The sequence below is a fragment of the Alteromonas lipotrueae genome (assembly GCF_019249215.1).
Taxonomy (GTDB): Bacteria; Pseudomonadota; Gammaproteobacteria; order Enterobacterales; family Alteromonadaceae; genus Alteromonas; species Alteromonas lipotrueae.
In genome coordinates, this window is record NZ_JAESDI010000024.1 from 1 (window position 1) to 25,192 (window position 25,192).

Annotated in this window: 26 protein-coding genes; 12 read left to right on the forward strand and 14 right to left on the reverse strand. The window is 41.8% G+C overall.

Features of this window, described 5'->3' with window-relative positions:
* A partial coding sequence (locus JKP82_RS19700; protein ID WP_218398416.1) for a hypothetical protein occupies positions 1–243 on the forward strand: 243 nt, incomplete at its 5' end.
* 190 nt (positions 244–433) lie between these two features.
* Here JKP82_RS19700 and JKP82_RS19705 read toward each other — a convergent pair.
* From JKP82_RS19705 to JKP82_RS19745, 9 genes are all read right to left on the reverse strand, one after another.
* Positions 434–961: an acyloxyacyl hydrolase gene (locus JKP82_RS19705; RefSeq protein WP_218398418.1), complete on the reverse strand. Its 528-nt coding sequence runs from the start codon at positions 959–961 to the stop codon at positions 434–436.
* Between the two features lie 138 nt (positions 962–1,099).
* Positions 1,100–1,906 (reverse strand): transporter substrate-binding domain-containing protein, encoded by an 807-nt coding sequence (locus JKP82_RS19710; protein ID WP_218398420.1) that lies wholly within the window; start codon positions 1,904–1,906, stop codon positions 1,100–1,102.
* A gap of 64 nt (positions 1,907–1,970) precedes the next feature.
* Complete coding sequence (locus JKP82_RS19715) at positions 1,971–2,768, reverse strand: type 2 periplasmic-binding domain-containing protein (RefSeq protein WP_159527884.1); 798 nt, start codon at positions 2,766–2,768, stop codon at positions 1,971–1,973.
* 68 nt (positions 2,769–2,836) lie between these two features.
* Entirely contained in the window at positions 2,837–5,908 is a 3,072-nt protein-coding gene (locus JKP82_RS19720; protein ID WP_218398422.1) for an error-prone DNA polymerase, read from the reverse strand.
* Complete coding sequence (locus tag JKP82_RS19725) at positions 5,908–7,308, reverse strand: Y-family DNA polymerase (RefSeq protein WP_218398424.1); 1,401 nt, start codon at positions 7,306–7,308, stop codon at positions 5,908–5,910. The genes JKP82_RS19720 and JKP82_RS19725 overlap by 1 nt, the downstream gene beginning before the upstream one ends.
* A gap of 2 nt (positions 7,309–7,310) precedes the next feature.
* A complete protein-coding gene (imuA, locus tag JKP82_RS19730; RefSeq protein WP_159527887.1) occupies positions 7,311–8,024 on the reverse strand; it encodes a translesion DNA synthesis-associated protein ImuA in 714 nt (237 codons plus the stop codon).
* A 118-nt stretch (positions 8,025–8,142) separates the two neighbouring features.
* Complete coding sequence (locus tag JKP82_RS19735; protein WP_159527888.1) at positions 8,143–8,658, reverse strand: hypothetical protein; 516 nt, start codon at positions 8,656–8,658, stop codon at positions 8,143–8,145.
* A complete protein-coding gene (locus JKP82_RS19740; protein WP_218398426.1) occupies positions 8,658–10,412 on the reverse strand; it encodes a DUF885 domain-containing protein in 1,755 nt (584 codons plus the stop codon). The genes JKP82_RS19735 and JKP82_RS19740 overlap by 1 nt, the downstream gene beginning before the upstream one ends.
* Positions 10,413–10,452: 40 nt before the next feature.
* Positions 10,453–10,788, reverse strand: a complete 336-nt coding sequence (locus JKP82_RS19745; protein ID WP_159527890.1) for a DUF1820 family protein — start codon at positions 10,786–10,788, stop codon at positions 10,453–10,455.
* 150 nt (positions 10,789–10,938) lie between these two features.
* Here JKP82_RS19745 and JKP82_RS19750 point away from each other — a divergent pair, with 150 nt between their 5' ends.
* The gene (locus JKP82_RS19750; protein WP_218398428.1) at positions 10,939–12,576 is read left to right on the forward strand and encodes a M28 family metallopeptidase; all 1,638 of its coding nucleotides are present in this window, start codon (positions 10,939–10,941) and stop codon (positions 12,574–12,576) included.
* A 363-nt stretch (positions 12,577–12,939) separates the two neighbouring features.
* On the forward strand, positions 12,940–13,776 hold the full coding sequence (locus JKP82_RS19755; RefSeq protein ID WP_218398430.1) for a glycosyltransferase: 837 nt from the start codon (positions 12,940–12,942) through the stop codon (positions 13,774–13,776).
* Positions 13,777–13,887: 111 nt separating this feature from the next.
* Here JKP82_RS19755 and slmA read toward each other — a convergent pair whose 3' ends face one another.
* Both slmA and coaBC read right to left on the reverse strand, forming a co-directional pair.
* Positions 13,888–14,475 carry a nucleoid occlusion factor SlmA gene (gene slmA, locus JKP82_RS19760; protein WP_013786158.1) on the reverse strand — a complete coding sequence of 196 codons (588 nt, stop codon included), beginning with the start codon at positions 14,473–14,475 and terminating at the stop codon, positions 13,888–13,890.
* A gap of 161 nt (positions 14,476–14,636) precedes the next feature.
* The gene (gene coaBC / locus JKP82_RS19765; protein WP_218398441.1) at positions 14,637–15,854 is read right to left on the reverse strand and encodes a bifunctional phosphopantothenoylcysteine decarboxylase/phosphopantothenate--cysteine ligase CoaBC; all 1,218 of its coding nucleotides are present in this window, start codon (positions 15,852–15,854) and stop codon (positions 14,637–14,639) included.
* Between the two features lie 197 nt (positions 15,855–16,051).
* Between coaBC and radC the strand changes: the two genes are divergently transcribed.
* The 5 genes from radC (at position 16,052) to JKP82_RS19790 (ending at position 20,803) form a co-directional block, all read left to right on the forward strand.
* On the forward strand, positions 16,052–16,729 hold the full coding sequence (radC, locus tag JKP82_RS19770) for a RadC family protein (RefSeq protein ID WP_159527893.1): 678 nt from the start codon (positions 16,052–16,054) through the stop codon (positions 16,727–16,729).
* Positions 16,730–16,823: 94 nt separating this feature from the next.
* On the forward strand, positions 16,824–17,165 hold the full coding sequence (locus JKP82_RS19775; RefSeq protein ID WP_159527894.1) for a hypothetical protein: 342 nt from the start codon (positions 16,824–16,826) through the stop codon (positions 17,163–17,165).
* A gap of 97 nt (positions 17,166–17,262) precedes the next feature.
* On the forward strand, positions 17,263–17,946 hold the full coding sequence (locus JKP82_RS19780) for a YjbF family lipoprotein (RefSeq protein ID WP_218398431.1): 684 nt from the start codon (positions 17,263–17,265) through the stop codon (positions 17,944–17,946).
* 5 nt (positions 17,947–17,951) lie between these two features.
* A complete protein-coding gene (locus tag JKP82_RS19785; protein ID WP_159527896.1) occupies positions 17,952–18,695 on the forward strand; it encodes a capsule biosynthesis GfcC family protein in 744 nt (247 codons plus the stop codon).
* Entirely contained in the window at positions 18,692–20,803 is a 2,112-nt protein-coding gene (locus JKP82_RS19790) for a YjbH domain-containing protein (RefSeq protein WP_159527897.1), read from the forward strand. Before JKP82_RS19785 ends, JKP82_RS19790 begins: the two co-directional genes overlap by 4 nt.
* Before the next feature lie 37 nt (positions 20,804–20,840).
* Here JKP82_RS19790 and JKP82_RS19795 read toward each other — a convergent pair whose 3' ends face one another.
* Together JKP82_RS19795 and JKP82_RS19800 are read right to left on the reverse strand one after the other, a co-directional pair.
* A complete protein-coding gene (locus tag JKP82_RS19795; protein ID WP_159527898.1) occupies positions 20,841–21,239 on the reverse strand; it encodes an FAD synthase family protein in 399 nt (132 codons plus the stop codon).
* 12 nt (positions 21,240–21,251) lie between these two features.
* On the reverse strand, positions 21,252–22,328 hold the full coding sequence (locus tag JKP82_RS19800) for a CDP-glycerol glycerophosphotransferase family protein (RefSeq protein WP_159527899.1): 1,077 nt from the start codon (positions 22,326–22,328) through the stop codon (positions 21,252–21,254).
* Between the two features lie 365 nt (positions 22,329–22,693).
* Between JKP82_RS19800 and rpmB the strand changes: the two genes are divergently transcribed.
* The 4 genes from rpmB to mutM all read left to right on the forward strand — a co-directional run bounded on the left by rpmB (position 22,694) and on the right by mutM (position 24,614).
* Entirely contained in the window at positions 22,694–22,930 is a 237-nt protein-coding gene (gene rpmB / locus JKP82_RS19805) for a 50S ribosomal protein L28 (RefSeq protein ID WP_013786149.1), read from the forward strand.
* 11 nt (positions 22,931–22,941) lie between these two features.
* On the forward strand, positions 22,942–23,097 hold the full coding sequence (rpmG, locus tag JKP82_RS19810) for a 50S ribosomal protein L33 (RefSeq protein WP_013786148.1): 156 nt from the start codon (positions 22,942–22,944) through the stop codon (positions 23,095–23,097).
* A 135-nt stretch (positions 23,098–23,232) separates the two neighbouring features.
* Entirely contained in the window at positions 23,233–23,709 is a 477-nt protein-coding gene (locus tag JKP82_RS19815; RefSeq protein WP_309475350.1) for a hypothetical protein, read from the forward strand.
* Positions 23,710–23,804: 95 nt separating this feature from the next.
* A complete protein-coding gene (gene mutM, locus JKP82_RS19820; protein ID WP_159527900.1) occupies positions 23,805–24,614 on the forward strand; it encodes a bifunctional DNA-formamidopyrimidine glycosylase/DNA-(apurinic or apyrimidinic site) lyase in 810 nt (269 codons plus the stop codon).
* A gap of 84 nt (positions 24,615–24,698) precedes the next feature.
* Here mutM and coaD read toward each other — a convergent pair whose 3' ends face one another.
* Positions 24,699–25,187, reverse strand: coding sequence for a pantetheine-phosphate adenylyltransferase (gene coaD, locus JKP82_RS19825; protein ID WP_159527901.1), 489 nt, complete (start codon positions 25,185–25,187; stop codon positions 24,699–24,701).
* Positions 25,188–25,192 lie beyond the last annotated feature (5 nt).

Sequence of the window (25,192 nt, forward strand, 5' to 3'; positions counted from 1 at the left end):
AAACGTATTAGCGGCGATGGTAGTGTGGGGTTTCCCCATGTGAGAGTAGCACACTGCCAGGTCCCATTCGAAGAAAGGGCTATCCTAACGGATAGCCCTTTTTTATGCGTGATTGAAAGTGAAATTAGCAGGTACGCCGTAGAAAAAACTGAGCGTACTGAAGAGCCTCCTCGCGTGCTCATTCCAAAAAAGAATCATGATTCTGCACCCCGATACTGTATAAGTAACCGAACTCAGAAGTGAAACGTATTAGCGGCAAGAACTGTGAATCGATATCTGAAGAATTATATAATAGACGGTAGATAGCTACAGATGCAGGTTATCTTTCAATTGCTTCCCATGATATCTAAGCTCGATTTAAATACGCCTACAGATCACTACCGAGTTAATTTGAGTGCTATGTCAGTGCACAAAGAATTATAAGAGCGTGTAATTAAAAGCGGTAAGCGTATGAAAGGTTGATGAAGTCCAAACCAGGGTTGTCACTGTTAAACCCGCCGTTTGAAAAATGCATATAGCGAAGTGCTACTTGCTGGCTATTATCGAGTTCGAGCAATAAACCTACTCTATCTTCAAATTGATAATTTGAACCAATGTCCTTACCGGCTACTTTCTCATCATTTATGAAACTAGCGCCTATGCCTGCTTCGACATATAACGGGTAATTATATACCGTACTGATTTGTTTCATAAAAATTGGCGTGATTGATAGTGCGTAACTAGTACTGTGGTTATTATCTTCGCCATACTCCCAATGGTAGGCGCTTAGTTCCCAATATAATTTGATATCTCCGAACCATTGAGAACTGAAATTATGTTCTAGTGGTCTATAAGCCAACCGAATACCGTCTATGTCGTCAAAACCTTTCATTAAGTCGACACTGACTGTTTGTTTAGCCTGAAGCATGCAGGGTAGTAATAAAAATGCAAAAGTAGTTACTTTGAAAATGTTTTTAAGCATGTTTTCTCCTTTAATATATAAGGAGAAAAGCAAAATCATTACCAGAAATAAAAAGTGATAACTTTCATGGCTTTGAGGTAATTTAGAGTGATTATACCTTTTTAGCTATTTTTCTATTATCCTTGGAATAAGTAATTATTACAGAGGCTTCCATAAATCGTCTTTTCCAATGCCTTGCTCTATTCGAAACCTCTCTATAAGCGCTTTAGGTAAACTAATATCGTACTTTTCATAAATGTCAGATACTAAGTTAGGGTTATTCACTAAGAATAGGTTTAGCTCTTTTATAATTTCGGGGTGACGTAAAGTAGATAGTAGAAAAGGGACATCAATAAAGGGAAGGGTAACATCAATGGAGAACGGGCCTAGTTGGGGGTAACTTTGCGTAAAATACTTTCCAACGTGATATTCAAGATCTACAGCATCCACTTCTTCATGTTGAAGTAGTGAAAGTGCGTTATAAGTTTCTTCAATGGGAACTAAAGATACAAGTTTGTCATCTATTCTGCTTTGCCATTTAACTGGCGTAAACCCTTGCGGAATCCCTAATTTCTTAACAAAATTTATCCCCTTTCCAAGATCTGCTGATCTAACAAGTGTTCCAGATAATGTATGAGCAATAGGTTTCGAAAAGGTTTTTTCGGCAGCGGTAGTATCTCCGCTATTCCAGCGTGGGTTATCAGGGTAAATGAAATCTACATTCCCTTTATTTAATTCAATTTGTAACCTTCGAACCGGCATGTCTAAATATACGAACTCATGTCCTGACGCATCGGAAAATGCTTGTAAGATTGCCCATCCCACACCTTTATCAACTTTAGATGTGAAATCATAGTGAGGAAAGTACTCAATATTTTGAGCACCAATAATATACTGTTCTGCTTGCGCTAAGTTACCGCCGAAAAAAAAGAGAAGGCAGTAGAAAGTCCGTTTTATGTAGCCCACTGATATTACCTTTTTGAATGAATACTATTACTAAACACAAAAGTTAATAGTAGCGTATAAACGGCTATTGAGGCTGCCAAATGTCTTTATCTTCTATACTAAATTCAGTTTGTATTTGTTGTGTCAGTGCTTCTAATGAAGTCATGCCATAGCGTGCCCTAATCGAATCAATAAGCGTTGGGTTATTATTTATAAAACTGTTTAGCTCCTCAATGACGTCCTGGTGTCTTAAAGCAGAAAGCATAAAAGGGATCTCGTTATGGGGTAGAGTAATATCTAATACGAAAGGGCCGATTTGCGGCGATTGACTAGAATAGTAATTACCCACGTGGTATTCGAAGTCTATGGCGTCTACACGCTCTAGCTGTAGTAACGACAAGCCTGCAAAAGTATCAGATATGGAAACTATCCTAATGAGGTTTTGATCTAACCTCGTTTGCCAATTCACTGGTGTAAAGCCAAGAGGCATAGCAATTCTCTTAATGGAATTGATACCTTTATTTACATTTTTCGGTTTTACAAAAGTACCGGTAACGGCACGGGTAAGTGCAACCGAGAAATATTTTTCTTTGGTTTTAGTGACCTCGTTATACCAGCCAGGGTTATCGGGATATACAAAATCCACATGACCTTTAAGCATTTCCATTTGAAGACGACGAATAGGCATTGTTAGGTACGAAAATTCGTGACCAGATGCTTCTGAAAAGGCTTCGAGTATTGCCCAGCCTACTCCCTTATCAATAGGTGAAGCAAAATCGTAATGTGGGTAATACTCAATGTTTTGTGAGCCTACAATAAATTTTTCAGCAGTTACCGCTGTACTAATCCATATCAGTAAAAGGCAAAACACCCCGTGTTTCATGCCATACTCCTACTAATTTTGATACTAAAATACCTAAGACTGCAAAACGCGTATGTACGCAATTGGACTTAATGAAAGTCTCTGGATGGCATACTGATATCCTCAAGCCATGGTGTTCGGTCTATTAACTTTCCCGCAATAATATGAATAACTCCTTCTTTAGAGCGTTCAATAATACCATCAACTTGCATAAGTTTAGCCTTTAAAAAGGTCTTATGCTGGGCGCGAGAGGTGGCCTGCCATACTATGACGTTAATATTTCCGGTATGGTCTTCTAATGTTAGAAATGTAACCCCAGCGGCACTGCTTGGCGCTTGTCGACCAGTTACGCATCCGAGTACTTTTACAATTGATTTATGGTTTTTTTGCAGCAAAGATTTAGCTGGGGTAATAAAACTTAACTTTCGTTCTCTATGTAAAAGTGCCACAGGGTGGTCGTTAACCGAAAGTCCAATAGAAGCATAATCTTCAATTAAGGTTTCAGCTACGCTTGGAGCAGTTTTAAAAGTGTCCGCGTTATTAGTATTTTCAAAAAGCGGTAAATCGGCTTGTTTATCCATTAACCGCCAGCGAGTTTGATAGCGATTACCTGCAATAGCTCTAAATGCATCAGCACTAGCAAGAGCCTCTAATTCATCAGAACGTATTGCGAGCGTTCGCACGGCCTCTATATTTTTATAACCTGTAGCCGGCTTGTGGCTCACAATGAGGTTAGCACTCTTTTCACTTAAGCCTTTTACAAGCGTTAGCCCAAGTTGTATCTGTTTCTCGCCTTTGTATTCAACAATTAAGTGTTCGTAGTTTGATGCATTCACACAAGGCGCATGAACCGCAACATGATGGCGCTTTGCATCTAGTACCAGCTGAGATGGCGTATAGAAACCCATTGGCCAGCTGTTTAATAAGGCGACATAAAACTCAACAGGGAAATAATATTTTAACCAGCATGATACGTAAGCTAACACGGCGAACGATGCTGAGTGGGACTCTGGAAAACCATAGCCAGCAAAGCCTTTAATTTGTTCGAATAGATTATTTGAAAAAGAGGCTTCGTAGCCTCTCGATACCATGCCTTTTATTAGCTTTTCTTTAAACTCAAAAATTCGACCGTCTTTTTTCCAGCTAGCCATTGCACGACGTAATTGATCTGCTTCACCGCCACTAAAACCAGCCGCTACCATGGCGAGTTTTATCACTTGTTCCTGAAAAATTGGAACGCCCATGGTGCGCGATAGCACTTCTTTTACTTCTTCTGAAGGGTAGGTTATGGCTTCTTTCCCATGCCGTCTTAGAAGATAAGGGTGAACCATATCCCCCTGTATAGGCCCTGGCCTAACAATAGCTATTTGCACCACCAAGTCGTAATAACGGCGAGGCTTTAAACGAGGAAGCATCGACATCTGTGCACGGGATTCAATTTGAAAAACGCCGACGGTATCTGCTTGGCAAATCATATCGTAAACCTGCTTGTCATCGCCTAATTTGGTAATGAAAGGAATATCTACACCGATAGGAAATTGCATATTAAGTAAGTCAAAGGTACGGCGAATGGCGCTGAGCATACCTAAAGCCAATACATCAACTTTAAGTAGCCCTAGGGTCTCAATATCATCTTTGTCCCATTGGATAATTGTACGCTCTGGCATCGCTGCGTTCTCAACAGGTACCAACTCATACAGTGGTCCTGAACTAATAACGAAACCACCAACGTGCTGAGAAAGATGTCGAGGAGTACCGAGAAGTTGCTCGGTGATACTAATTAAATGTTTTACCCTTTCATTTGCCGGGTCGAGGCCTAAATTCGCAAGCTGAGACTGCCAAGGAATGACACTGTCTCGGCGATTAATTTGCTTCATCACAAAGCTTAATTGCGACTCACTGAAGCCCAAGGCTTTACCTGCATCTTTAAACGCTGATTTGAAGCGATAACTGATAACTGTAGAAGCAATGGCGGTTCTTTCCCTGCCATATTTTTCATAGATATATTGGATAACTTCTTCACGACGTTGGTGCTCGAAATCTACGTCGATGTCAGGTGGTTCGTTTCGTTCTTTAGAGATAAAGCGTTCAAAAAGCACATTGATTTGGCGTGGATCAACGGCGGTAATTTCTAAGCAATAACACACAATAGAGTTAGCTGCCGACCCTCTACCTTGATAGAGGATTTTGCGCGCTTTGGCGAATTGAACAATATCGTAAATGGTAAGAAAAAAGTACTCGTACTCTTGTTCACGAATAAGTGAGAGCTCTTTTTCAATAAGCGCCCTAAGCGCATCGGTCAGGCCATCTGGGAAACGCACCTTTATCCCTGCTTCTACGCGCTCTCTTAAATATGAAGTGGGCGATGCACCTTTGGGTATAAGTTCAGAAGGATATTGATAGCGTAGTTCTGCTAACGAAAAAAGGCAGTCTCTCGCGACATCAATAGCATTGAAAATCCACTTTTCAGGGAAAAGCTTTTTTAATTTTGAAACGGTACGCAAGCTACGCTCAGCATTGCTTAGTGCTGCTCGCCCCAATTTACTTACTTGCGTATGCGCTTGGGTGGCATGAAGAACATGTTGAAGTGGAAGGTTATCCGTATGGTGCATAAGCACGCCAGTACAAGCAAGAATAGGAAACTCAAATTTTTCCTGTAGTTGTGTGTAAGTCGCAAATCGGCGATGGTCATAACCATCAAGTAAACGTTGAGCACCTATGTATGTTTTGATATTGGGTAGGCTGGTTAGCCAAGTCGCCCAGTAATTATCTTTTTCTTCCTGCGTACTGGGTATCCAAATAAGCGTGCAGTGACGTATCGTCCGCAAATCCCATTCTGCAAGTTGATACTCACCTTTTTGGCTGCGCCTTCTGGCATTAGTAACTATGCGGCAAAGTTCGGTATATGCCGCTTTATTGGGGCAGAGTAATACAAAAGACAATGCATCATCGAAGCGAAAATAGCTGCCGATAATGAGCTTAATAGGGAGTTTTTGCTGTTCTATTTCAGCATAAGCTCGCACCACGCCCGCTACAGAACATTCATCGGTAATCGCTAACGCTTCGTATCCAAGAAAAGAGGCGGTAGTCACTAACTGTGCAGGAGAAGATGCTCCTGTTAAAAAGCTGTAGTGGCTTTGACAAAAAAGCTCGCTATACATTAGCTGTATACGCCTTGTGTCCACCAACAGGCTTTAGCATCTTTAAAGACTAACAAGCGCACACCGTGACTAGTTTCGGCTATAAAATAATCTTTTTTGCTGGCAGTACCACTCCACCACTGTGTCTGAAGTCGTATAGGGCCAAAGCAAATACGTGTCGCTAGGTTTAAGGGCATAGGCTGTAGAAACAAGAACGCAGGAGCCATATCAGCGGTATAAGCAGGTGTAGTTTCCTCTACTTGATTTACTGTCATGCCTTCAAACGCATGGCTGTTTCCCGCCTTAGGATGAAGCGTACTGTCATCGCCTAATTTGGCTTTTAATTTTCCAATAAGTTGCTTTTGTGCCACGGTGGTAAATCGATGGGAAAATAAATCGTTTCCATCATTTTTAATGGGCTCGAATTGCTGGCAGGTTAGGGATATAGCAACGGCGGGTTCTGGCAGCAGAAGAGTCTCAACTTTAAGTTCAACCAGCGCCAACCAGTCCTTTTGTGTTGCAAAAGGCATAGCCCCATTAACCTCTATTGATAAGGGCTCTTCTTCTCTAAAGTGCACCTGAAAAAAAATAGATGAGGTGAGTAAATTTCGTGCGCGTAAGTAGTGCTCTAACGTAACTAGCAGGGTTTTAATACTCGGCAATAAGTGTTGAGTGTTTTCCACTTCAAACGATAGCGTTTTCGTTTGCTGAAAACTTATCGAAGGCCTGAATAAAACGTATTTGGGAAAGGTTTCCCCCCGCAGGGCGGTTAAATAGCGAATCGTATCGTTTGAGAAGCGCTGTCCAAGTTCATGAATAGGAAGCTTAAGTAGTTGACCTACCTGCCTAACTCCTACCTTGGCAAGTGTGGCAATGGTTTTTGAATCAAGCGAGGTTTGCTCTAGCTTACACCGTGACAATAGCAATGTTATGCTTTCTTTATTATCGGTATAACTGTTTGTTTTATTGTGAGCGAGAAGACGAGCTGCCTCCACCCCCCATGCTGTCGAGAAGTAAAAATGAATACCCGCAGAATGTAGTTCGTTTATAAGTACATGCCATAAAGCGTCAAGGCCACCGTAATACTGCAGTAAATTGTCTAATCGAATAGCAATGGCGTTGTGAGAGTCAATTACAATATCTGATGCGAGTGGGTATATCCGATGTGCAAGAAATAGAAGCGTCTCTTTCTCGGCTTCACGATTAAACGCTAGAATGTGTACGTGAGGGCAGAGCGCAGCGGCTTGTGCAAGCCCTTGGCCGCATTCAACACCTTCTTTAATAGCCTGCGAATTAGCTTGTACTACTTGATTGCCTTGTTCGTGATAAACCACAGCGGGAGTTTCACAGTCGGTAAAGCCATCATCTTTTTTATAGGCATCAAGGGTTAACTGATAACAGTAAAAATAAGCCCATAGCATGATTAAATCACCGAGTGTAATGCTGGCTCGGTTTTCTTATTATTTTGCATGGCTGCTTGAATAGCGTGGTTGTTAGGGGTCCATGAATGAGGGATGACTATATCGGAAACGGGCCATCCATGACGTTGTTTAATGATGTTAACAACCAATTTCGCATCACGAATATGCAGAGTTAAATCGAGAGTAATAGGAAAAGAAGCCCCTTGGTGATGAGGGGAGGTAAACAGTAAGCAAAGTGTATCGTTATGCGATGCAGCCACTTGCAAACGCCGAGCTGCTTTTGCTTCCATGGTATTATTCCAAAGCAATACACAGTGACAAGCAGCACTTTTTAAGCATTGCTCTGCTGCCCACAAGGCTTCTTGGTCTGTTTTTGGAAGCACAACGATGACTTGTTCTAGGTCTACGCCTAAGTTGCTTAACCAAGGCGCTTGGAGCTGAGCTGGAGGTTTTATAAATACACGCAGTTTGTGCGCCCGATGCGTAGTCAAAACCTGTTTAAAAAGTGTGATTTCCCCAATACCGGTTAATGACGCAATTCTTACTACTCCGGAAGTAGCGATACCACCGTGCAGGGCTTCATCTAAAACACGAGCACCCAGCAAAAATTTGTTTTCGCTTACAGGCTTCTCTCGGGCTCGCCATATATGAGGGTGCTTATCAAAAAGCGCCGCTTTAGAACGAGTTTCATTAATGGGTGATGTAGGAATATTCATAACACTATAATACTGTATGTATGTACAGTATTATAGTGTAGAGGCTTGTCTTTTCAAGATGAGGCGAATAGTTAAATCTGAGAAGACATCTAACTATCTGAAAAAGTTACTCAAATTTTTATGCTGTGCTGGAATCGCTACTGGCAGGGCTTTTTTTAGTGTTACCGCCAACCGAACTAGTAATTAATTGGCAGGCCGCGATAAAGCCATCAGCGCTATTTTTAGACCATGCCATACGAATGGGGCCAGGCATTTCTTTAATCACGTCTCGTACATCGCTTTGCGATACATCGGTGCTGCTTAATGCAGAGTCTAATGCTTCTTCTAGCGTAGCGCCTTTTTCACAGCAAGCCATTACGATACTTGAGAAGTTATGCATAAGCGGCATAAGAGCAGTATGTTGTTGCTGACTTATCAAGCGACTTTTGTAAGCACTTTCAATGCGAGCTGCATACGCTTTTTCTAACGCATCTGTCACTAGCACTAAGTTTCTATAGGCATGATTAACTTTATTGCCATTTTGTTTTGCTGATGAGCGTGTAAGCGTAAGTTCTCGTTGTAGTGTTTGCACACGAAGCGCTAGATAAATCAAAAACAGGACAAGCAGCCCTATGATCCCAAATGCAAATATCATTACATTGCCGCCTTTTGTTCTTCTATGAATTGATTAATTTTTTGCTCTAATATGAATAAAGGTACAGAGCCATTTTCCAATACTGCTCGGTGAAATTTACGTACGTTGAAATGCTGGCCTAGTGCAACCTCAGCTCTTTCACGCAGCGCCTTTATCTTAATTTCACCAATTTTATAGGATAGGGCTTGAGCAGGCCATGATATATATCGGTCAATCTCAGTATTCACATTGTGCTCTGACAAAGCCGTATTGGACATCATAAAATCAATGGCTCTATCTCGGCTCCATCCCATGGTGTGCATGCCGGTATCTACTACAAGACGACACGCGCGCCACATTTCATAGCTTAAGCGGCCGAAATTATCATAGGGGTCTTCATAGATTCCCGCTTCAATTCCTAAGAATTCAGAATACAAACCCCAACCTTCACCAAAGGCCGAAATATAAGTGTTACGACGAACCATGGGTAAATTTTCTAATTCCGCAGCTAAAGATATTTGTAAATGATGGCCAGGCACAGCTTCGTGCAATGTAAGTGCTGGAAGGGCATAAAGCGGGCGCTTATCTAGTGCATAAGTATTTACCCAATAGTAACCAGGCTGATCGTCACGACTTGGATGAATATAACGACCCGTGGTGTACTTAGGGGCGATACTATCGGGAACCGGCGCTACACCATAAGGTGTGCGAGGCAAGTATTCAAATAGCGAAGGTAATTTTGCATCCATTTTTTTTGCAATAAAAGAGGCTTCTTTAAGCAGCTCTTCAGCGCTGGTGGCATAAAATTGTGGGTCTTCACGCAAAAAGGTAATGAATGCATCAATACTGCCATCGAAATTAAGGCTATCTACTACGCTTTGCATTTCAGCGCGAATGCGCTTCACTTCTTTTAAGCCAAGGGTGTGAATGTCTTCGGGGCTTATATCTGTTGTAGTGTAATGCTTAGCTCGATTAGCGTAATAAGCTTTGCCATCAGGCCACTCGTTAGCAGCAATGGCGGCTCGGGCGCCAGGAATATACTCATCAACCATAAAGTCATAAAATGCTTGGTAAGCTGGCATTACGCTGGTGGCGATAGCTTTTTGGCCTTGTTGCTTCAACGCTGCTTGTTGTGAAGTATCAATGTGTTTGGAAAACTGGAGAAATGGCTTGTAGAAGCCGCTCTTAGTTGCATCATCCACAATATAGGCGGCTACAGCGTTTTCAAAGCCTTCTAAAACAACCTTAGGTTGAGTATAACCTTCTTCTAGGCCTTGACGCATATAGACAATTTGCTGTTCAAAGTAGGGTTTAAGTGCATGCAAACGAGATATATATGCTTGGTAATCCTCCACAGTTTTAAACGTGGATAAATTTGGCAATGATGCCATGGCACCATGAAAACCGTATTCGGAGTTTATGGGGATAAGATAAGCGCGGAAGTGATATTGGCTAATATAGTTCTCTAGCCGATATTGCTGCATAAGTAAGGAAATAAACGCATCATCAGATAGGTTTTCCTTAGAATACGCCTTTAACGCTTTACGATACGCTTGCCATTGTTGATCTTGCGTTGCCAACCCTTCTGGTGAAATATCGGGTAGCTTGTTATTTTGCGAACTATCACCTTGTCTCGACGCGAGAAGCGGAGAAACACTTAGCTCATACTGCCAAATTTCGTCTAACAGAGCATAAAAAGGTTTATCCTCATTGGCATTCGCCATAGAAGAAAAGCTATTCATAGCCAGCGTAAAAAGTAACAAATAACGATACATTAGAGCCTCCGGTAACCTTAAGCCGGATTATCTCGGCGGGTTACTCTTTGTTAGGTGTATAAATTGGGCTAGGGAAAGGCATCACTTTATCAGACTTATTATCTAATTTAGTAATTTTGGCCGTACCTTTTTTACTGACCGCATCAATTCTAAGGATGTTATGCATAGGAATGTAAGTACTGGTAACGTCTGAGAACTCTGATTTGAGCTTTTCATGGCTGGGATCTACCACTATGCCGGTATGGGTATCCCACACAAATTCACCTATTTCTACAAATCCAAATAAGCCACTTTGAGAAAGTGATTTGACGTACACATCGTAGCGCTCCCCATTACTGACGAACTGCACGCGATACAAAGGGTCTGTTTTTGTCATAAGTTGTCGTTAATTTCATGATGCTTTGAAGAGCGTGAATATTACAATGGTCTATGAATACGGGCAATGGTCGAAAATCGTTAGGCTTAAACGTTACGGAATCGTTAGGGTAAGGTACTATGTAAAGACCTTAAAAATAGTGGAAATACAATGATAAAAAAACTATTACTTGGAAGTGCGATGACGGCGATGGCATTGGCTGCCACTGCGCATAACCATGAAACGACAGAAAATAGCTTTAACCCTGATACTCAGCGTATAAAGTCACACTTATTTTTCTTAGCCGATGACTTACTTGAAGGTCGTGATACGGGTTCTCGAGGGCATGAAATTGCCGCGTTATATATTGCGACAGAATTCGCAAAATACGGTTTAAAGCCAGCAGGCACCGAAGGTTACATGCAGCAGGTGAGCTTCCGTAAAGCCAATCTATTGCAAGAGTCCCCCGAATTTACGCTTAACCGTAATGGCGAAAAAATTGACTTTGCTTACCCCAAAGAATATTTAGCGGGTCCTAGTTTACTTAGTGTAGATGCTAATGTTTCTGGCGAACTTGTGTTTGTTGGCTATGGCATAGTGGCTGACGAGTTGTCTCACAACGATTACGAAAATATCGATGTGGAAGGCAAAATTGTGGTTTCCCTAGCCGGTAAACCAAGTGATTTTCCTTCGGAAGAAGGTGCGCATTTTGCCTCAGGGTATCAAAAGCAAAAATACGCCGCTGAGCATGGTGCAATTGGTATGATCACCATCACCACGCCTAAAAACGAAAAAGTACGGCCTTATCAAAGTCGCTTAAGCTATATTCATACACCGCGCATGGCTTGGCTAAACGACGAAGGTCAGCCCGCCAATACCTTCCCACAAATTAAAGGCGGTGCTTATTTAAGTGAAGCTGCGGCAAAAACCTTGTTTGAAGGTGCAGAACGAGAACTTGATGATATTTATGCCGATCTTGAGGCAGATAAAGTACCAACAGGCTTTGCATTACCTGGCACAGTAAGCTTAAGTAAAAAGAGCACTCACGAAGTAGTGACTAGCCCGAATGTTGTTGGCGTGCTTGAAGGTTCAGATCCCGCCCTTAAAGATGAATATGTCGTCTTTTCCGCGCACTCTGACCACATTGGTTTCGCGAAAACAGTTAAAAAAGACAATATCAACAACGGCGCTATGGATAATGCCTCTGGCACATCGGTAATGCTAGAAACTGCACGCTTATTTAGCGAAATGGACGTAAAACCTAAACGTTCGATATTGTTTGTATCGGTAACAGGTGAGGAAAAAGGATTATTAGGGGCAGATTACTTTGCTCGCAATCCTACCGTGCCGGTGACGTCAATGGTGGCAAACGTTAACCTTGATATGCCCATTTTAACCTATGAGTTTGCCGACGTAATTGCGTTTGGTGCAAACCACAGTGATTTGAAAGCGTCGGTTGAAACCGCTGCAAGTAATGCTGATATTTCATTAAGCCCAGATCCTTGGCCAGACCAAGCGCTATTTACTCGCTCAGATCACTACGCATTTGTGAAACAAGGCGTACCAGCGGTATTTTTAGTGCCTGGCTTAACATCAAAAGATCCAGAAGTAGATGGTAGTAAAGTGTTTGGTCACTTCTTATCAACGAATTATCACAAACCTAGCGACGATATTAACCAGCCATTTAATTGGAATGCTGCTGAAGCCTTTACCAAAGTAAATGCGCAAATTGGTTGGACCCTAGCTAATCAAGAAGAGAAACCGAAATGGAATAAGGGTGATTTCTTCGGGAATACGTTTAGTAAATAACGTAGCTTTATCTTAAATAAAAAAGCAGCATATCTATGCTGCTTTTTTGTAGGTAACGTGCGAACTACGTTATGCGATTTGAAAGCCCATTGAGGTTAAACATAACCTGTATCGATGTAACGAGATAGAGTCGTTGTTGATATTCGCTAGAGAAAACATTCTAGCCTTATACCACCATGATGATTGTACGCAAATGAGCGATGTTGCACTTGGAAGATGATATTAGAGAATATTTAAACTTATTTTTTACTAATACAGAACTAGTAAGCTTTTTTTTACTCTAAATCAGGGATTACATGGAATTTTTACGTTTGAGTTATCAATTAGTAAAAAAGTATCTTCTAAATATTTAATGGCATCATTATGTTTCAGCACTTTATATTGACGCGCTTTAATCTTAGGAAAAAAGGTTGGGATGAGACAAAATCTCAATCTAAAGTTTTAACCGATAAGTGGATGGAGAATAGATTAGAGCTGTTTGAACAGTATTGCTATTCTTCGATAAAAGCGCAAACTAAAAAGGATTTTGAATGGTTAGTGTTTTTCGATAAAACGACACCACAACTCTTTCGTGAAAAAATTAGTGAGCTCTCTTCAAATTTTTCCAAATTCATACCTATTTATGCAGATGGAATGGACGATTTTTTACCGTCTATTACCAGAGAAATAAAAAATCGTCTCACAACGCCTTATTTAATTACAACGAGGCTAGATAACGACGACAGTCTTCATCAAGATTTTGTAAAAGAAGTACACAATCAATTCTCTAAGCAAGAGTTTAGAGTTATCGATTTCGTTGACGGATATACGCTACAGGTTTCGCCACGGGTAAGATTTGGTCTGCATTCACATGTTCACAACCCATTTATGAGTTTGATTGAAAAGAGTGAAAACTTTAAAACAATATGGACTCAGGAAAGGCATGGCTATTGGCGCAGTGTAAAAGAAGTTACTCCTTTACGTGGTAAAAGGTTGTGGATGTCAGTTATTCACATTGAAAACAAAGCAAATGAATATAAAGGTTACGGTAACGTAGCAAAGAGTGCTATTGATTCATTTAATTTGCACCCGCAAGCATTAGAAAATTTCAAATCTAATGCTGAAGATCTTCAGTTAAACAGCGCTGGCGCTTTTAAGCATAAGCTAAGAACAAATTGGAAAGTTAACTTCAAGCTATTAGAGAGAAGGTTATTTTCTTAATTAACTATTAAAGACGAAAATAAATAAAATCTAATTTGCTGAAATTATTTAACCCCACACAAATCAAAAAGGCGCTGTATTAAAGCGCCTTTTTCTAATCTGAGATCTGCCTTATACAAACATCTGCTTAAAAGCTGCCCATTGCTCATTGAACTGTTCAGTTGGTTTACGGGTGAAACCACTTCGAATAAACAAGTTAATGCGGCCGTCGGTGTAACAAATAAGCATGTTAGCAATTATCGCTTCATCGGCTGATAGGGTTTTCCCTTCACGCAACTTTCGTTCACGGAGTACTTGTTTAAGCTGGGTTTCAAGACGTTCAAAGAGTTTTGCGATACGAGCGCGAAGTCGGTCTTGCTCTCCCATTAATGCATCACCGTTTAATATACGGGTAATGCCGGGGTTCTTTTCGGCAAAGCCTAAAATGAGGTGAAGAATTAGCTGACAACGAGTCAGCGAGTCTTTCTCTTCGTTAACTATTTTATTAATGCGGGTAAACAAGGTTTCTTCGATGAACTCAATGAGTCCTTCGAACATTCTGGCTTTACTTGGAAAGTGGCGATATAGCGCCGCTTCTGAAACGCCCACTTTTTCAGCTAATTTTGCTGTAGTGATACGTTGACCAGGGTTTGTTTCCAACATTCCCGCTAGGGCTTGCAGAATTTGGGCTCTGCGATTTGTTTTTTTGACAGCAGGCATGATGAGAGTAATTCCTCCGCAACCGGACTTAAGAAGTCCGTTCCATGTTAAGTTGGCTCAGGCCAAATCGTTATGATGAGTTCTTGTTATTATCGACACGCTGAATACTTGTATTAGCGTATATCGTTATTTTTTATTTTTAAATGATGTTCTAAGCTTGGCTATTGAACAATATTCTTACTGTTAAATCGATTCGCAATAAGTAGTAACAATGCTTCAGCTAACTTAGGTTTTGTGGTGGCAGGTAGGTGTTTATCGCCATCGTCCCAAATTACATGTAACGCATTATTATCGCTATTGAAGCCAAGTCCGTCGGCAGTTATGTCGTTTGCCGCAATCATATCAAGCTTTTTGTTTTTCAGCTTTCCACGGGCGTACAACTCCACATCTTGGCTTTCGGCAGCAAAACCAACACAAAAAGGTTTATCAGTTCGCGTTGCAATCGTTGCTAGAATATCAGGGTTTTTAATAAAAGTAAGTGTTAACTCATCACCTGCTTTCTTAATTTTATTTTCGGCAACCTGCACCGCTTTATAATCTGCTACCGCAGCCGTAGCTATAAAAATATCGGAATGAGAAACCGCTTGCTCACATGCCACTAACATTTCATCAGCGGTAGTGACATCAATACGCTTACATCCATCAGGGGTAGGCAAGTTTACTGGCCCTGCGATAAGGGTGACGTCGGCGCCTGCTTTAATGGCCATGTCAGCAATAGCAAAACCCATTTTTCCCGAACTATGATTGGAGATGTAGCGGACCGGATCCAGTGGTTCTCGGGTTGGGCCTGCTGTAATTAGGACGTGCTTACCTGACAAGATCTTATCGTTTGGTGCGCTTAGGTTTCGGTTGATGGTAGAAGCTATTTCTACTGGCTCCACCATGCGGCCAGAGCCTACATCACCACAAGCTTGCTCTCCATCAGCTGGACCTATAAATAACGCACCATGCTGCGTTAAGATGCCTAAGTTCACTTGCGTTGCCGTGGCCTTCCACATTTGCTGATTCATTGCAGGGGCAATAAAAGTTTTCGCTTCTGTGGCTAAATATAAAGTGGTGAGCAAATCGTCAGCCAATCCATGAGCCAGCTTAGCCATAATATTGGCTGTAGCGGGGGCGATAAGTAACGCATCAGCCCATTTAGCCAACTCAATGTGACCCATTGCCGCTTCTGCAGCTGGGTCTAGCAAATGTTGGTGTACCGGGTTACCAGATACCGCCTGTAACGAAAGCGGGCTTACAAATTCAGCCGCTGACCCCGTTAATACCACGCGTACATTCGCGCCTAGCGCGGTAAGCTTACGCACTAAATCAGGGGTTTTATAGGCGGCAATCCCACCACTAACACCAAGCAGAACATTTTTATTGGCTAAAGACATATTTGAAACATCATTTTTTACGTAACCCAAGACTATCATGATGGCGATTTTTGCGGTAGCTGAACAAAAGTACATTCACCGACTCGAACAACAAAATAGTATGTCATTTCAACAAGAACTCGCCCAATGATCAGTCGATTGTAAATAGACTACTGCGCTATAAACCCTATATTCATTTGGTGTGTGAGAAATTGATAATGTCGATAAAAGTGTGGCCTATTAAAGAACGGCCAAGGGAAAAACTACTTTATTATGGCGCAGAATACTTAAGTGACGCTGAGTTGATTGCCGTTATGCTAGGTGCAGGTGTGGCAGGGAAAACCGCAGTAGGTTTGGCCAGAGATCTGTTAGAAAAAGTGGGATCGCTACGAGGTTTAGTCGTGGCAAACGAAGCCGAATTTACCGATGTAAATGGCCTCGGCGCTTGTAAATTTGCACAATTTCAAGCTGCCTTTGAGATATTTAGACGAAACTTAGAAATTCCACTTGCTCGACAAGACGTATTTAATAATGTGGATGATACGAAGCGTTACTTGCAAGCAAAACTACGAGACTGTCAGCAAGAAAAATTCCTGCTGTTAATGTTAGACAGTCAGCACCAACTTATTGCTTGTAGAACCATGTTTACCGGAACAATTAATAGTGCGGCGGTGTATCCTCGAGAACTTTTAAAGCAAGTGATCAAAGATAATGCAGCGGCCGTGATCTTAGTTCACAATCACCCCTCAGGCGTTGCTGAACCGAGTCAGGCAGATATTAGGCTGACCGGGGAGATCCAAAATGCGATGGGAATGATCGATGTTTCTGTTTTAGATCATTTTGTGGTCGGAGACACGGAAACGGTTTCATTTGCCCAGCGAGGCCTGTTAATATAGATTTTGTTAGTCATTCATCGAATATAATCTAGTCAAATCGTTGAAAATGATTTAGCATATCAATCTAATGGGTAAATTTTCTGAAAGGACTAATATGAAAAAGTCAATTATTGCATTGTTCGCAGCAGCTGCTATGTCTGCTGGTGTTAGCGCTCAAGATGCCGAAGGCGGAGCTGGAACTACAGGACTTGGCGCTGTAACTGCTCCAGTTGTAGCGACTGCTGCTGTTGTTGCTGGCGTTGTTGCTGGTGTGGTTTCTAACAATTCATCAACAGCTGTTGATGATGAAGGTACAGCTACTTGTGAAGGCGATGATCCATTAGTAGATGGCGTTTGTGTTGGTACTACTAACACAGTTACAGTTACAGGTACTGCAACTGCAACCTCTACTATCACGGTTCCAGTGACATTTACTTACGCACCGACCGTACAGTAATAATAAATAGTTTCGAAAAAGCCGCTTTCATTAGCGGCTTTTTTATTTATACCAAGAAAGTGTTCTTATTACTAAATAACAGTTGTCGAAATTTTCAATGAAAAAATCCCTTTTACTGACTACTATCAGCCTGTTATCTCTTCTTGTTTCAGGGTGCTCCACTACCATTAATGCCTATATTAAAACTGTTAGTCTTGCCCTTGAGGATCGCACCGTTTCCTACACCGTAGATGAAATAGCGGCAAGCAAAGCCGATTTATTACAAATTAAAGCGGGTGGACGTGATGCTGCTTCACTTGCCCTTGCCTATATTGATGGTGATAAATACCGTTGGGTATCAGGCGATAAGGTTATCTTCACCATGCATCATGGCGTGATTGTTCGCACTGAAGGGCTAGATAATGAGTTATACTATACGGGAAATTTAAAGCATAACCCCTTGGCCAGCAACGATGTTTTAGCCTACTCGTGGCAAAGAAAACTCGACTTAGAAAATGTAGGTTACGGGTTACCTGTTAGCTCTACATGGCGAGTGCACGGTGAGGAAAGCCAAACCTATCTAGATACCCTTTTTACGGTCACTAAAATAACGGAAAGTGTTATTTTTCCAGAAACCACGCCTTATATCGACACCCATTTGGAATGGGAAAATACTTACTATCTTGACGCAAAATCGAAACAGCTTTTAGCCTCTACGCAAAAGTTAAGCCCACAAGGTGATGTCTACGACATGGTGTATTTAAGTCGAGTAGTGCGTTTAATGAAAAGTAAGGAGCAGTAAATAAAATGAGAGTTTTTATTACCTTACTAATGAGCTTTTGGCTTTTGCTATTTTCCGCGTCTGTATCTGCCCAAGTGACTATCATAATTAATAAGCAATCTTACGAGTTCGCGCAGCCCATTAGGCTTAACAGTGTATTGTCAATTGTGGCTGAATCTGGTGATTGGTATTGGCCAACATCAGGCATATATAACTTAAATGATGCTTATGCTGAGCGCGAAAAAGACGCTGTTTTATCAGAAATTCGTATGGTATTGAAAGATTACAATGCGAACAGCGATACATACCGCGCATTAGAAAACCTGTATCAGCAAGTCTCTTCATGGACAGTATCTACGCGTATTATCACGCCAATATCCTATAACCGTGCACGTTTGAATGCTGAAGAAAATCCTATGTTTCAACCTGGACGATATTTGCTTCGCATTAGTCCTCGTCCATCAGTTATACACTTTTCTGGGTTAGTTATTAAACCTGGTGCTTACAGACACGGTAATGATCTTTCTATTTTTTCTACTGCAAAGTCAGTCACTAAAGCCACAGACGCTGATAAAAGCCATGTTTTCGTGATTACCCCAATGGGCGAGATAGAGAAACGTGGTATTGCTTACTGGAATATAGATTACTCACAATTAATGCCAGGAAGCCAAATTTATGTACCCATCACGGGACAGATATTCAGTTCAACCTTGGATGCACTCAATACCCGCATCGCAAATTTAGCAGTACATAGGATCCTTCCTCAATGAGCGCTTTTCCTTATAAGAAAACATCGTTAGCACTCATCATTAGTGCATCAGCCTGTCCCGTCTTGGCTGATACAGATACCGTTGATACCGAGTTCCGGGTTACCCCTTCGCAAATGGTACAAGGTGGGAACGGGCTTATCCAAACCCCTACAGCGCGTATGCGTGAAGAAGGGGGATTTGCAATAAATTATACCGACAATGGTGAATATCGCTTTTGGTCAGTCAACCTACAATTATTCGATTGGATGGAAGCTACGGCTCGCTATACTGACGTGCGAACGCAGTTTTATAGCGATGTTGAGTCGTTTAGTGGTGACCAAACCCTTAAAGATAAAGGCTTAGATGTAAAATTTAGGTTGTGGAAAGAAGGCTATTATACGCCAGATATTTCCGTTGGTTTTCGCGATTTTGGTGGTACAGGCTTCTTCGAAAGCGAGTATATTAACGCCAGTAAATCATTTGGACCTTTTGATGTTCACTTAGGCTTAGGTTGGGGCTACTTAGGCACGGCAGACGATATTACTAACCCGCTTTGTGAGTTTAGAGACAGTTACTGTGATCGACCCGCGGGGTTTTCTGGGCGCGGTGGAAAAGTTGATTACGACCAATTTTTCAAGGGAACGACGGCCTTTTTTGGTGGTATCGAATATCAAACACCTTGGGAGCCATTAACCCTTAAACTTGAGTTTGAAGGTAACGATTATTCGTTGGATAGGGCTGGGGAATTAGAGCAAGATTCTCGTTGGAATGTGGGCGCGGTATATCGCTGGAAAGAATTTGATTTCAGTATGAATTATCAGCGCGGAAACACGTTTGGTTTTGGCGTAACGTATCGCTTCAACATGAACACCTTAAGCCAAGCTAAGTACGATAAACCACCCAAAACTTTAATGGCTAGGCAAGTACCTGACACTATCGACAACGTTGATAAATCTAGATTGTACAATACCTTGTATCGCTCAGCCGGATTTGCCCTCTCTGATGCCAGTATTGAAGAAGATAAAGCTGTATTTTATGGTACCCAGTTCGCTTACCGCGACCAAGATGAAGCGATTGAGCGGATAGGGCGCATTGTTGCCTCAGAACTTCCAGATTCAGTGACGAAATATCACATTGTTGAAAATAGCGGTGGTCAGCCCATGGTTGATACCACAATTGATGCTGAACCGTTTATTGCGGCAGCACGCTATGAGTCGATAGATGCGGACATCACCACGTCATACGCACGTACTACACCTTCCAAAGAGATGATGGATGCTTATGAGCCTACGAACACCCATGGGCTGTTCTATAACGCTAACTTCTTCTGGACGCAATCATTCGGTAATCCTGAAGACTTCTATTTATATCAAACAGGTCTAATTTTGAATGCAGGATATGCGTTTAATAATAAGCTATCTGTTATGGGCAGTGCGCGGGTAACCTTATTAGATAACTTTGATAAATTTAACTTTTTGGTTGATAACGAAGAAACTGCATTACCGCGAGTAAGAACGCGGGTACGAGAGTATGTGTCTGAGAATAAAGTGGGCATGGATACCGCCTTCATTCACTATAAAGACAATATTAGTGAGAACGTATTTGGGCAGGTATACGCGGGTTATCTAGAAACTATGTTTGCAGGTGTCGGTGGTGAGATTTTATATCGTCCTGTTGATAGCCGATTGGCATATGGGGTTGACATAAACTATGTGCAGCAGCGGGACCCCTACAACCAATATTCAACCTTAGATTATGACGCTATCACCGGCCATGCCAGCGTGTATTGGCAACCTGAAATGCTGAAAGGTACGCAATTAACCGTTAGTGCTGGGCAATTTTTAGCAAAAGACAAAGGCGTGAATATCGATTTCGCAAAACGTTTCGATAGTGGGATTGTTGTGGGGGCTTATGCGGCTTTCACCGATGTCTCATCTGAAGAATATGGGGAAGGTAGCTTTACCAAAGGTTTCTATATCTCAATTCCTTCAGACTTATTCTTGCTGCAACCTTCGAAAGGTCGAGGAACATTCCCATGGGTGCCGATCTCTCGTGATGGTGGCCAGGTGTTAAGACGTCCCGTGCGTCTTATCGATTCTACGGCAGTACGCTCACCGTTTTACGACTAGCGGGTTTGGTAAGCACGGAATAACAGCAATTCCGTGCTTACTCGTTACTATCCTTTATTATTTCAATAATTTCAGTGGTTGAAATGGAGGGAGTTCGGGGTAGATAAACCACATCGCATATATCCTTAAACTCATCAAACTTACCGTGCCAGTCATCTCCCATGACCAGCACGTCCGCTTGGTGTTGAATGATATAGTCGCGTTTCTTTTCTAGAGATTCTTCTGTGAAAATTTTGTCGACAAAGCGCAGGGATGCAAGTAATTCCTCTCTGCTGTGGTAGGGGTAAATAGGATTTCGCCCTTTTTTGCTCAAATTGAGTTCATCTGAAGAAAGGCCCACTATGAGAGCATCACCTTCTGCGCGAGCACGTTTAAGTATTCTTATGTGACCTATGTGCAGTACATCAAATGTTCCGAAGGTTATAACGCGTCTCAAAATACCACCTGATTATTGTGTTGTAAGATATTCGGCAATGCGGTTGCTGCATTGACCATCAGTAATGCCTACCATTTCTTGCGTGATTTTTTTACGATTTGCGCTTAATTCCATCGGTTGTTTTAAACACTCTTCTATTAACATATTCGCTTGAAAAGCATTGTTAGCTCGATGGGAAATCTCGTTAAATAATGCGATATCAGGATCGAGTCGTTTCTTTAATCTGAAATTGAAGAGACCTGAATAATTCCAGCGTGTATGAAAAAAGTCGCACCATACGATAGGACGATCGATAGAAGCAAATTCAAAAATGGCGGATGATGCATCAGAAAGCATAATATCAGCGACCTGCATGAACGGCAGTAGATCAAAGTCTTTTGCATTTGCCAGATACACATTTTCATAACTTTCCCAGGCTTCAACTCTTTGTTTTTGAGACTTATATTTAGGTTTTGTCAGGCTAAAAAAATGAGGTTTAACAATAATATTTACATTGCTCAATGTTTCAGGCCAGTTTGGGGGAAAGCACTCGATACTTGATGGGAAAAAGGTGGGTGCATACAACACGGTCGGCTTATTTGAATCTAGCCCCAATGCTGACAAATCGAGTAATTGTTCAGTTGCATTAAATATTGGGTCGAGTTTCGCATAGCCTGAGTTTATAAAATGTCTATCGGGATACATTTTTTGTAACCGTTGAAGGCGGCTTTCCCCTTCAACAAATCTGACATCGAAGGGAAATTCAGACACATCGTAATAACAAGCTTTAGGCCCAATGCCGTGCAGCATAAGTGCAAGACGGGCATTAATATGCTTTTTTTGTTCCGCATTAAAATAAGGGCGATTTCCGAATACAATCCAGTCAGCGTTGCTTTTGGTGTAAAGAGAAAGCGTTTCAGTTTTATCTGAAATAAACTGAAACCGAAAGCCTTCTTTTTCTATGACTTCTTGTTTCAGAGCATCTAACCCAAGTTCTTGGTGTAGGACGAACTCGCATAAAATACCCGCTTTTAACAGCATACGAGCGACAGGTATATATTGCGGAATGTAGTAAAGGTGTTGCACATCAAAGAGGACTTTACCTAGCATTTGAAACGCTCCAACATCGCGGCGGCAAAGTTATTAAACAGGCGCACCGTCAATTATTATTATTTTTATTGCGTATAATCTGCGTTTAACGCAGTATAGCGCGCGTTCGTAAAACAGTAACAGAGTTTAAAGCGCGATGACTTTACACTTAAGTGTAATTTTTTAGCTCTTTTTAAAGATAATCGTCATTTTTGACTAAAAATGTGACAAAAATTGAGCTTTTTCCCTTTTCTTATTGAAATTGGGATCTGTTTGCTGTATAAAATGCGCCCTCTAATTTATAGTAATACGTCATTTGATCCAGTGACCTTTTGATAGGTGGAATCGATTGACGCGACAGTTATCGTTGTTCTGGAGACAAATCAATGTCAAGAGTATGTCAAGTAACAGGTAAGCGCCCTACGGTTGGTAATAACCGTTCGCACGCAAGAAACGCGACTCGTCGTCGTTTTTTACCAAACCTTCACTCTCACCGTTTTTGGGTTGAGAGCGAAAACCGTTTCGTTAAGCTACGTTTATCTGCTAAAGGTATGCGTATCATCGATAAAAATGGTATCGATTCAGTACTAACTGACATCCGTGCCCGTGGTGAGAAAATCTAAGGAAGCCTACAATGCGTGATAAAATTAAATTAGTTTCTTCAGCAGGTACAGGTTTCTTCTACACCACTGATAAGAACAAACGTAACATGCCTGGTAAAATGGAGATCAAAAAATTTGATCCTGTTGTACGTAAGCACGTTATGTTCAAAGAGGCCAAAATCAAGTAATAAACTTGCTTTTGTCTCCACGAAAACCCAGCCTTTGCTGGGTTTTTTGCTTTTACTAATATGAAAATATTGCCGCTGGAATATGTCAGTCTCAGGCATTACCATACAAACTATATTCGTTAAATAGGACTGCTGGTGGCAAGACTCTCACAACGCGCTATGAACAATGTGGTTATAGTTGCCATGTTGGTCATGATTGCGCTTTTCAATTTAGATAGTTTTCTGCCTAAACGAAGTGCTCCCGAATTAAGGCCGCTACTGCCACCTGACGCCTACGTACTTAAAATAGAGCATGCCAGTAACAAGTTAGAGAGAAACGGGCAGCAGTGGCGTCAAGTGTCCTCTGAAGGCGACTTACCAGTATCAGCACAGGATCAAATTGCAGCGTGGCAAGTTGCTCAGCTTAAAACCACGTCTTTGGTTGACGAAGCATTTCACTCAATTGAGCCCATAGTGGTGGTTATCTGGCTAGCAGGGCAAGCAAATGGCCATGTCTTTGCGTTTTATAACAATACGCAGCCGGTTACCGTAAAGTACAACGGCGTTTGGTACACCCTTGAAAATACTGAGCTGCATACGCTTCTTCCTTGGCTTAGTGAACCCGCTAGTTAATTAAGCGTATTAGCCTAATCATTGCTACCCGTAACCTATGACACTTAACCAATCTTCATTACAACGAATTAGATCACCCAAAGGTGGAGGGGAAAATGCCTGAGTTACCAGAAGTTGAAGTAAGCCGTTTAGGCGTTTCTCCTTATCTGCTAAACGAAACGATAGAAAATATCATTGTGCGTGAACGCAGAATGCGCTGGCCTATTCCCGAGGAAGTGGCGTTAGCTATCGATCAGAAGGTGACAGCCGTTAAGCGTAGAGCCAAATACCTCATGATCGAAACCGAAGCGGGCACGCTTATTTTGCATTTAGGTATGTCGGGTAAGTTGCGAGTCATTGATGCGTCTACACCTGTTGCGAAACACGATCATGTGGATATCGTAATGGCTTCGGGGAAATGCTTACGTTTTAACGACCCTAGACGTTTTGGGGCCTTCTTATGGCAACCCCCAGGGGAAGCGTTGAAATTACTTGCCAACCTTGGGCCAGAGCCATTAACTGACGATTTCGATGATACACGTTTGTTCACTCTGTCTAGAGGCAAAAAAAGTACGGTAAAAAACTTCATCATGGATAACGCTGTTGTGGTGGGCGTAGGGAATATTTATGCCAACGAAGCTTTATTTTTAGCGGGTATCGACCCAAGAAGAGAGGCGGGTAAAGTAAGCCGCGCCCGCTATAAGAACCTTACGCAAATTATTAAACAAGTATTAGCAAAAGCGATAGAACAAGGCGGCACAACGCTAAAAGATTTTGCACAAACCGATGGTAACCCTGGGTACTTTGCACAGCATTTAAATGTGTATGGAAGAAAAGGGGAACCATGTGAGGTATGCAAAACAGAAATACAAAGCAAGGTGATTGGCCAGCGAAATACATTCTTTTGTAAACAGTGTCAGCGCTAGTCAGTATAGACGCTAGATAGAACACACTGCGCTCAATAGGCAGGTTGAGACCAGTGTGTTTTACAATATTATTATTAAAGTGTTTTAGTCTTCGCGGCGCAGTCTATCTTGCAATGCTTGATCGACCACCGGATGGCAAAAACCACCTACTTTACCCCGATGCAGCGCCACTTCTTTTACTAACGTAGATGATATAAAAGAGTTTTCTTCTGCTGGTGTCAAAAACACACTTTCTAATTTTGGATTCAAACGGCGATTCATGTTGGCTAGCTGAAATTCGTATTCGAAATCAGATACCGCACGTAATCCGCGAATAAGAATGGTGGCTTGTTGTTCATCGGCAAAATCTGCAAGTAAGCCCGTGAAACCCATCACTTCTACATTCGGTAAATCGGCGGTGACCTTGCGAATCATTTCCACTCTTTCATCAAGGGTGAATAAGGGTTGTTTGCTGGGGTTCGCGGCAATACCAACTATGACCCGAGAGAAAAGCTGTGATGCCCTTTCTATCAGGTCTGCGTGCCCATTGGTAATGGGATCAAAAGTGCCTGGATAAAGTGCTCGTGTATGCATGTTAA

Bases quoted from the DNA above. Each gene is read 5' to 3' on its own strand.
- JKP82_RS19705 (WP_218398418.1), bottom strand. From the start codon at position 961: ATGCTTAAAAACATTTTCAAAGTAACTACTTTTGCATTTTTATTACTA.
- JKP82_RS19715 (WP_159527884.1), bottom strand. From the start codon at position 2,768: ATGAAACACGGGGTGTTTTGCCTTTTACTGATATGGATTAGTACAGCG.
- JKP82_RS19720 (WP_218398422.1), bottom strand. From the start codon at position 5,908: ATGTATAGCGAGCTTTTTTGTCAAAGCCACTACAGCTTTTTAACAGGA.
- JKP82_RS19725 (WP_218398424.1), bottom strand. From the start codon at position 7,308: ATGCTATGGGCTTATTTTTACTGTTATCAGTTAACCCTTGATGCCTAT.
- imuA (WP_159527887.1), bottom strand. From the start codon at position 8,024: ATGAATATTCCTACATCACCCATTAATGAAACTCGTTCTAAAGCGGCG.
- JKP82_RS19735 (WP_159527888.1), bottom strand. From the start codon at position 8,658: ATGATATTTGCATTTGGGATCATAGGGCTGCTTGTCCTGTTTTTGATT.
- JKP82_RS19740 (WP_218398426.1), bottom strand. From the start codon at position 10,412: ATGTATCGTTATTTGTTACTTTTTACGCTGGCTATGAATAGCTTTTCT.
- JKP82_RS19745 (WP_159527890.1), bottom strand. From the start codon at position 10,788: ATGACAAAAACAGACCCTTTGTATCGCGTGCAGTTCGTCAGTAATGGG.
- JKP82_RS19750 (WP_218398428.1), top strand. From the start codon at position 10,939: ATGATAAAAAAACTATTACTTGGAAGTGCGATGACGGCGATGGCATTG.
- JKP82_RS19755 (WP_218398430.1), top strand. From the start codon at position 12,940: ATGTTTCAGCACTTTATATTGACGCGCTTTAATCTTAGGAAAAAAGGT.
- slmA (WP_013786158.1), bottom strand. From the start codon at position 14,475: ATGCCTGCTGTCAAAAAAACAAATCGCAGAGCCCAAATTCTGCAAGCC.
- coaBC (WP_218398441.1), bottom strand. From the start codon at position 15,854: ATGTCTTTAGCCAATAAAAATGTTCTGCTTGGTGTTAGTGGTGGGATT.
- radC (WP_159527893.1), top strand. From the start codon at position 16,052: ATGTCGATAAAAGTGTGGCCTATTAAAGAACGGCCAAGGGAAAAACTA.
- JKP82_RS19775 (WP_159527894.1), top strand. From the start codon at position 16,824: ATGAAAAAGTCAATTATTGCATTGTTCGCAGCAGCTGCTATGTCTGCT.
- JKP82_RS19780 (WP_218398431.1), top strand. From the start codon at position 17,263: ATGAAAAAATCCCTTTTACTGACTACTATCAGCCTGTTATCTCTTCTT.
- JKP82_RS19785 (WP_159527896.1), top strand. From the start codon at position 17,952: ATGAGAGTTTTTATTACCTTACTAATGAGCTTTTGGCTTTTGCTATTT.
- JKP82_RS19790 (WP_159527897.1), top strand. From the start codon at position 18,692: ATGAGCGCTTTTCCTTATAAGAAAACATCGTTAGCACTCATCATTAGT.
- JKP82_RS19800 (WP_159527899.1), bottom strand. From the start codon at position 22,328: ATGCTAGGTAAAGTCCTCTTTGATGTGCAACACCTTTACTACATTCCG.
- rpmB (WP_013786149.1), top strand. From the start codon at position 22,694: ATGTCAAGAGTATGTCAAGTAACAGGTAAGCGCCCTACGGTTGGTAAT.
- rpmG (WP_013786148.1), top strand. From the start codon at position 22,942: ATGCGTGATAAAATTAAATTAGTTTCTTCAGCAGGTACAGGTTTCTTC.
- mutM (WP_159527900.1), top strand. From the start codon at position 23,805: ATGCCTGAGTTACCAGAAGTTGAAGTAAGCCGTTTAGGCGTTTCTCCT.
- coaD (WP_159527901.1), bottom strand. From the start codon at position 25,187: ATGCATACACGAGCACTTTATCCAGGCACTTTTGATCCCATTACCAAT.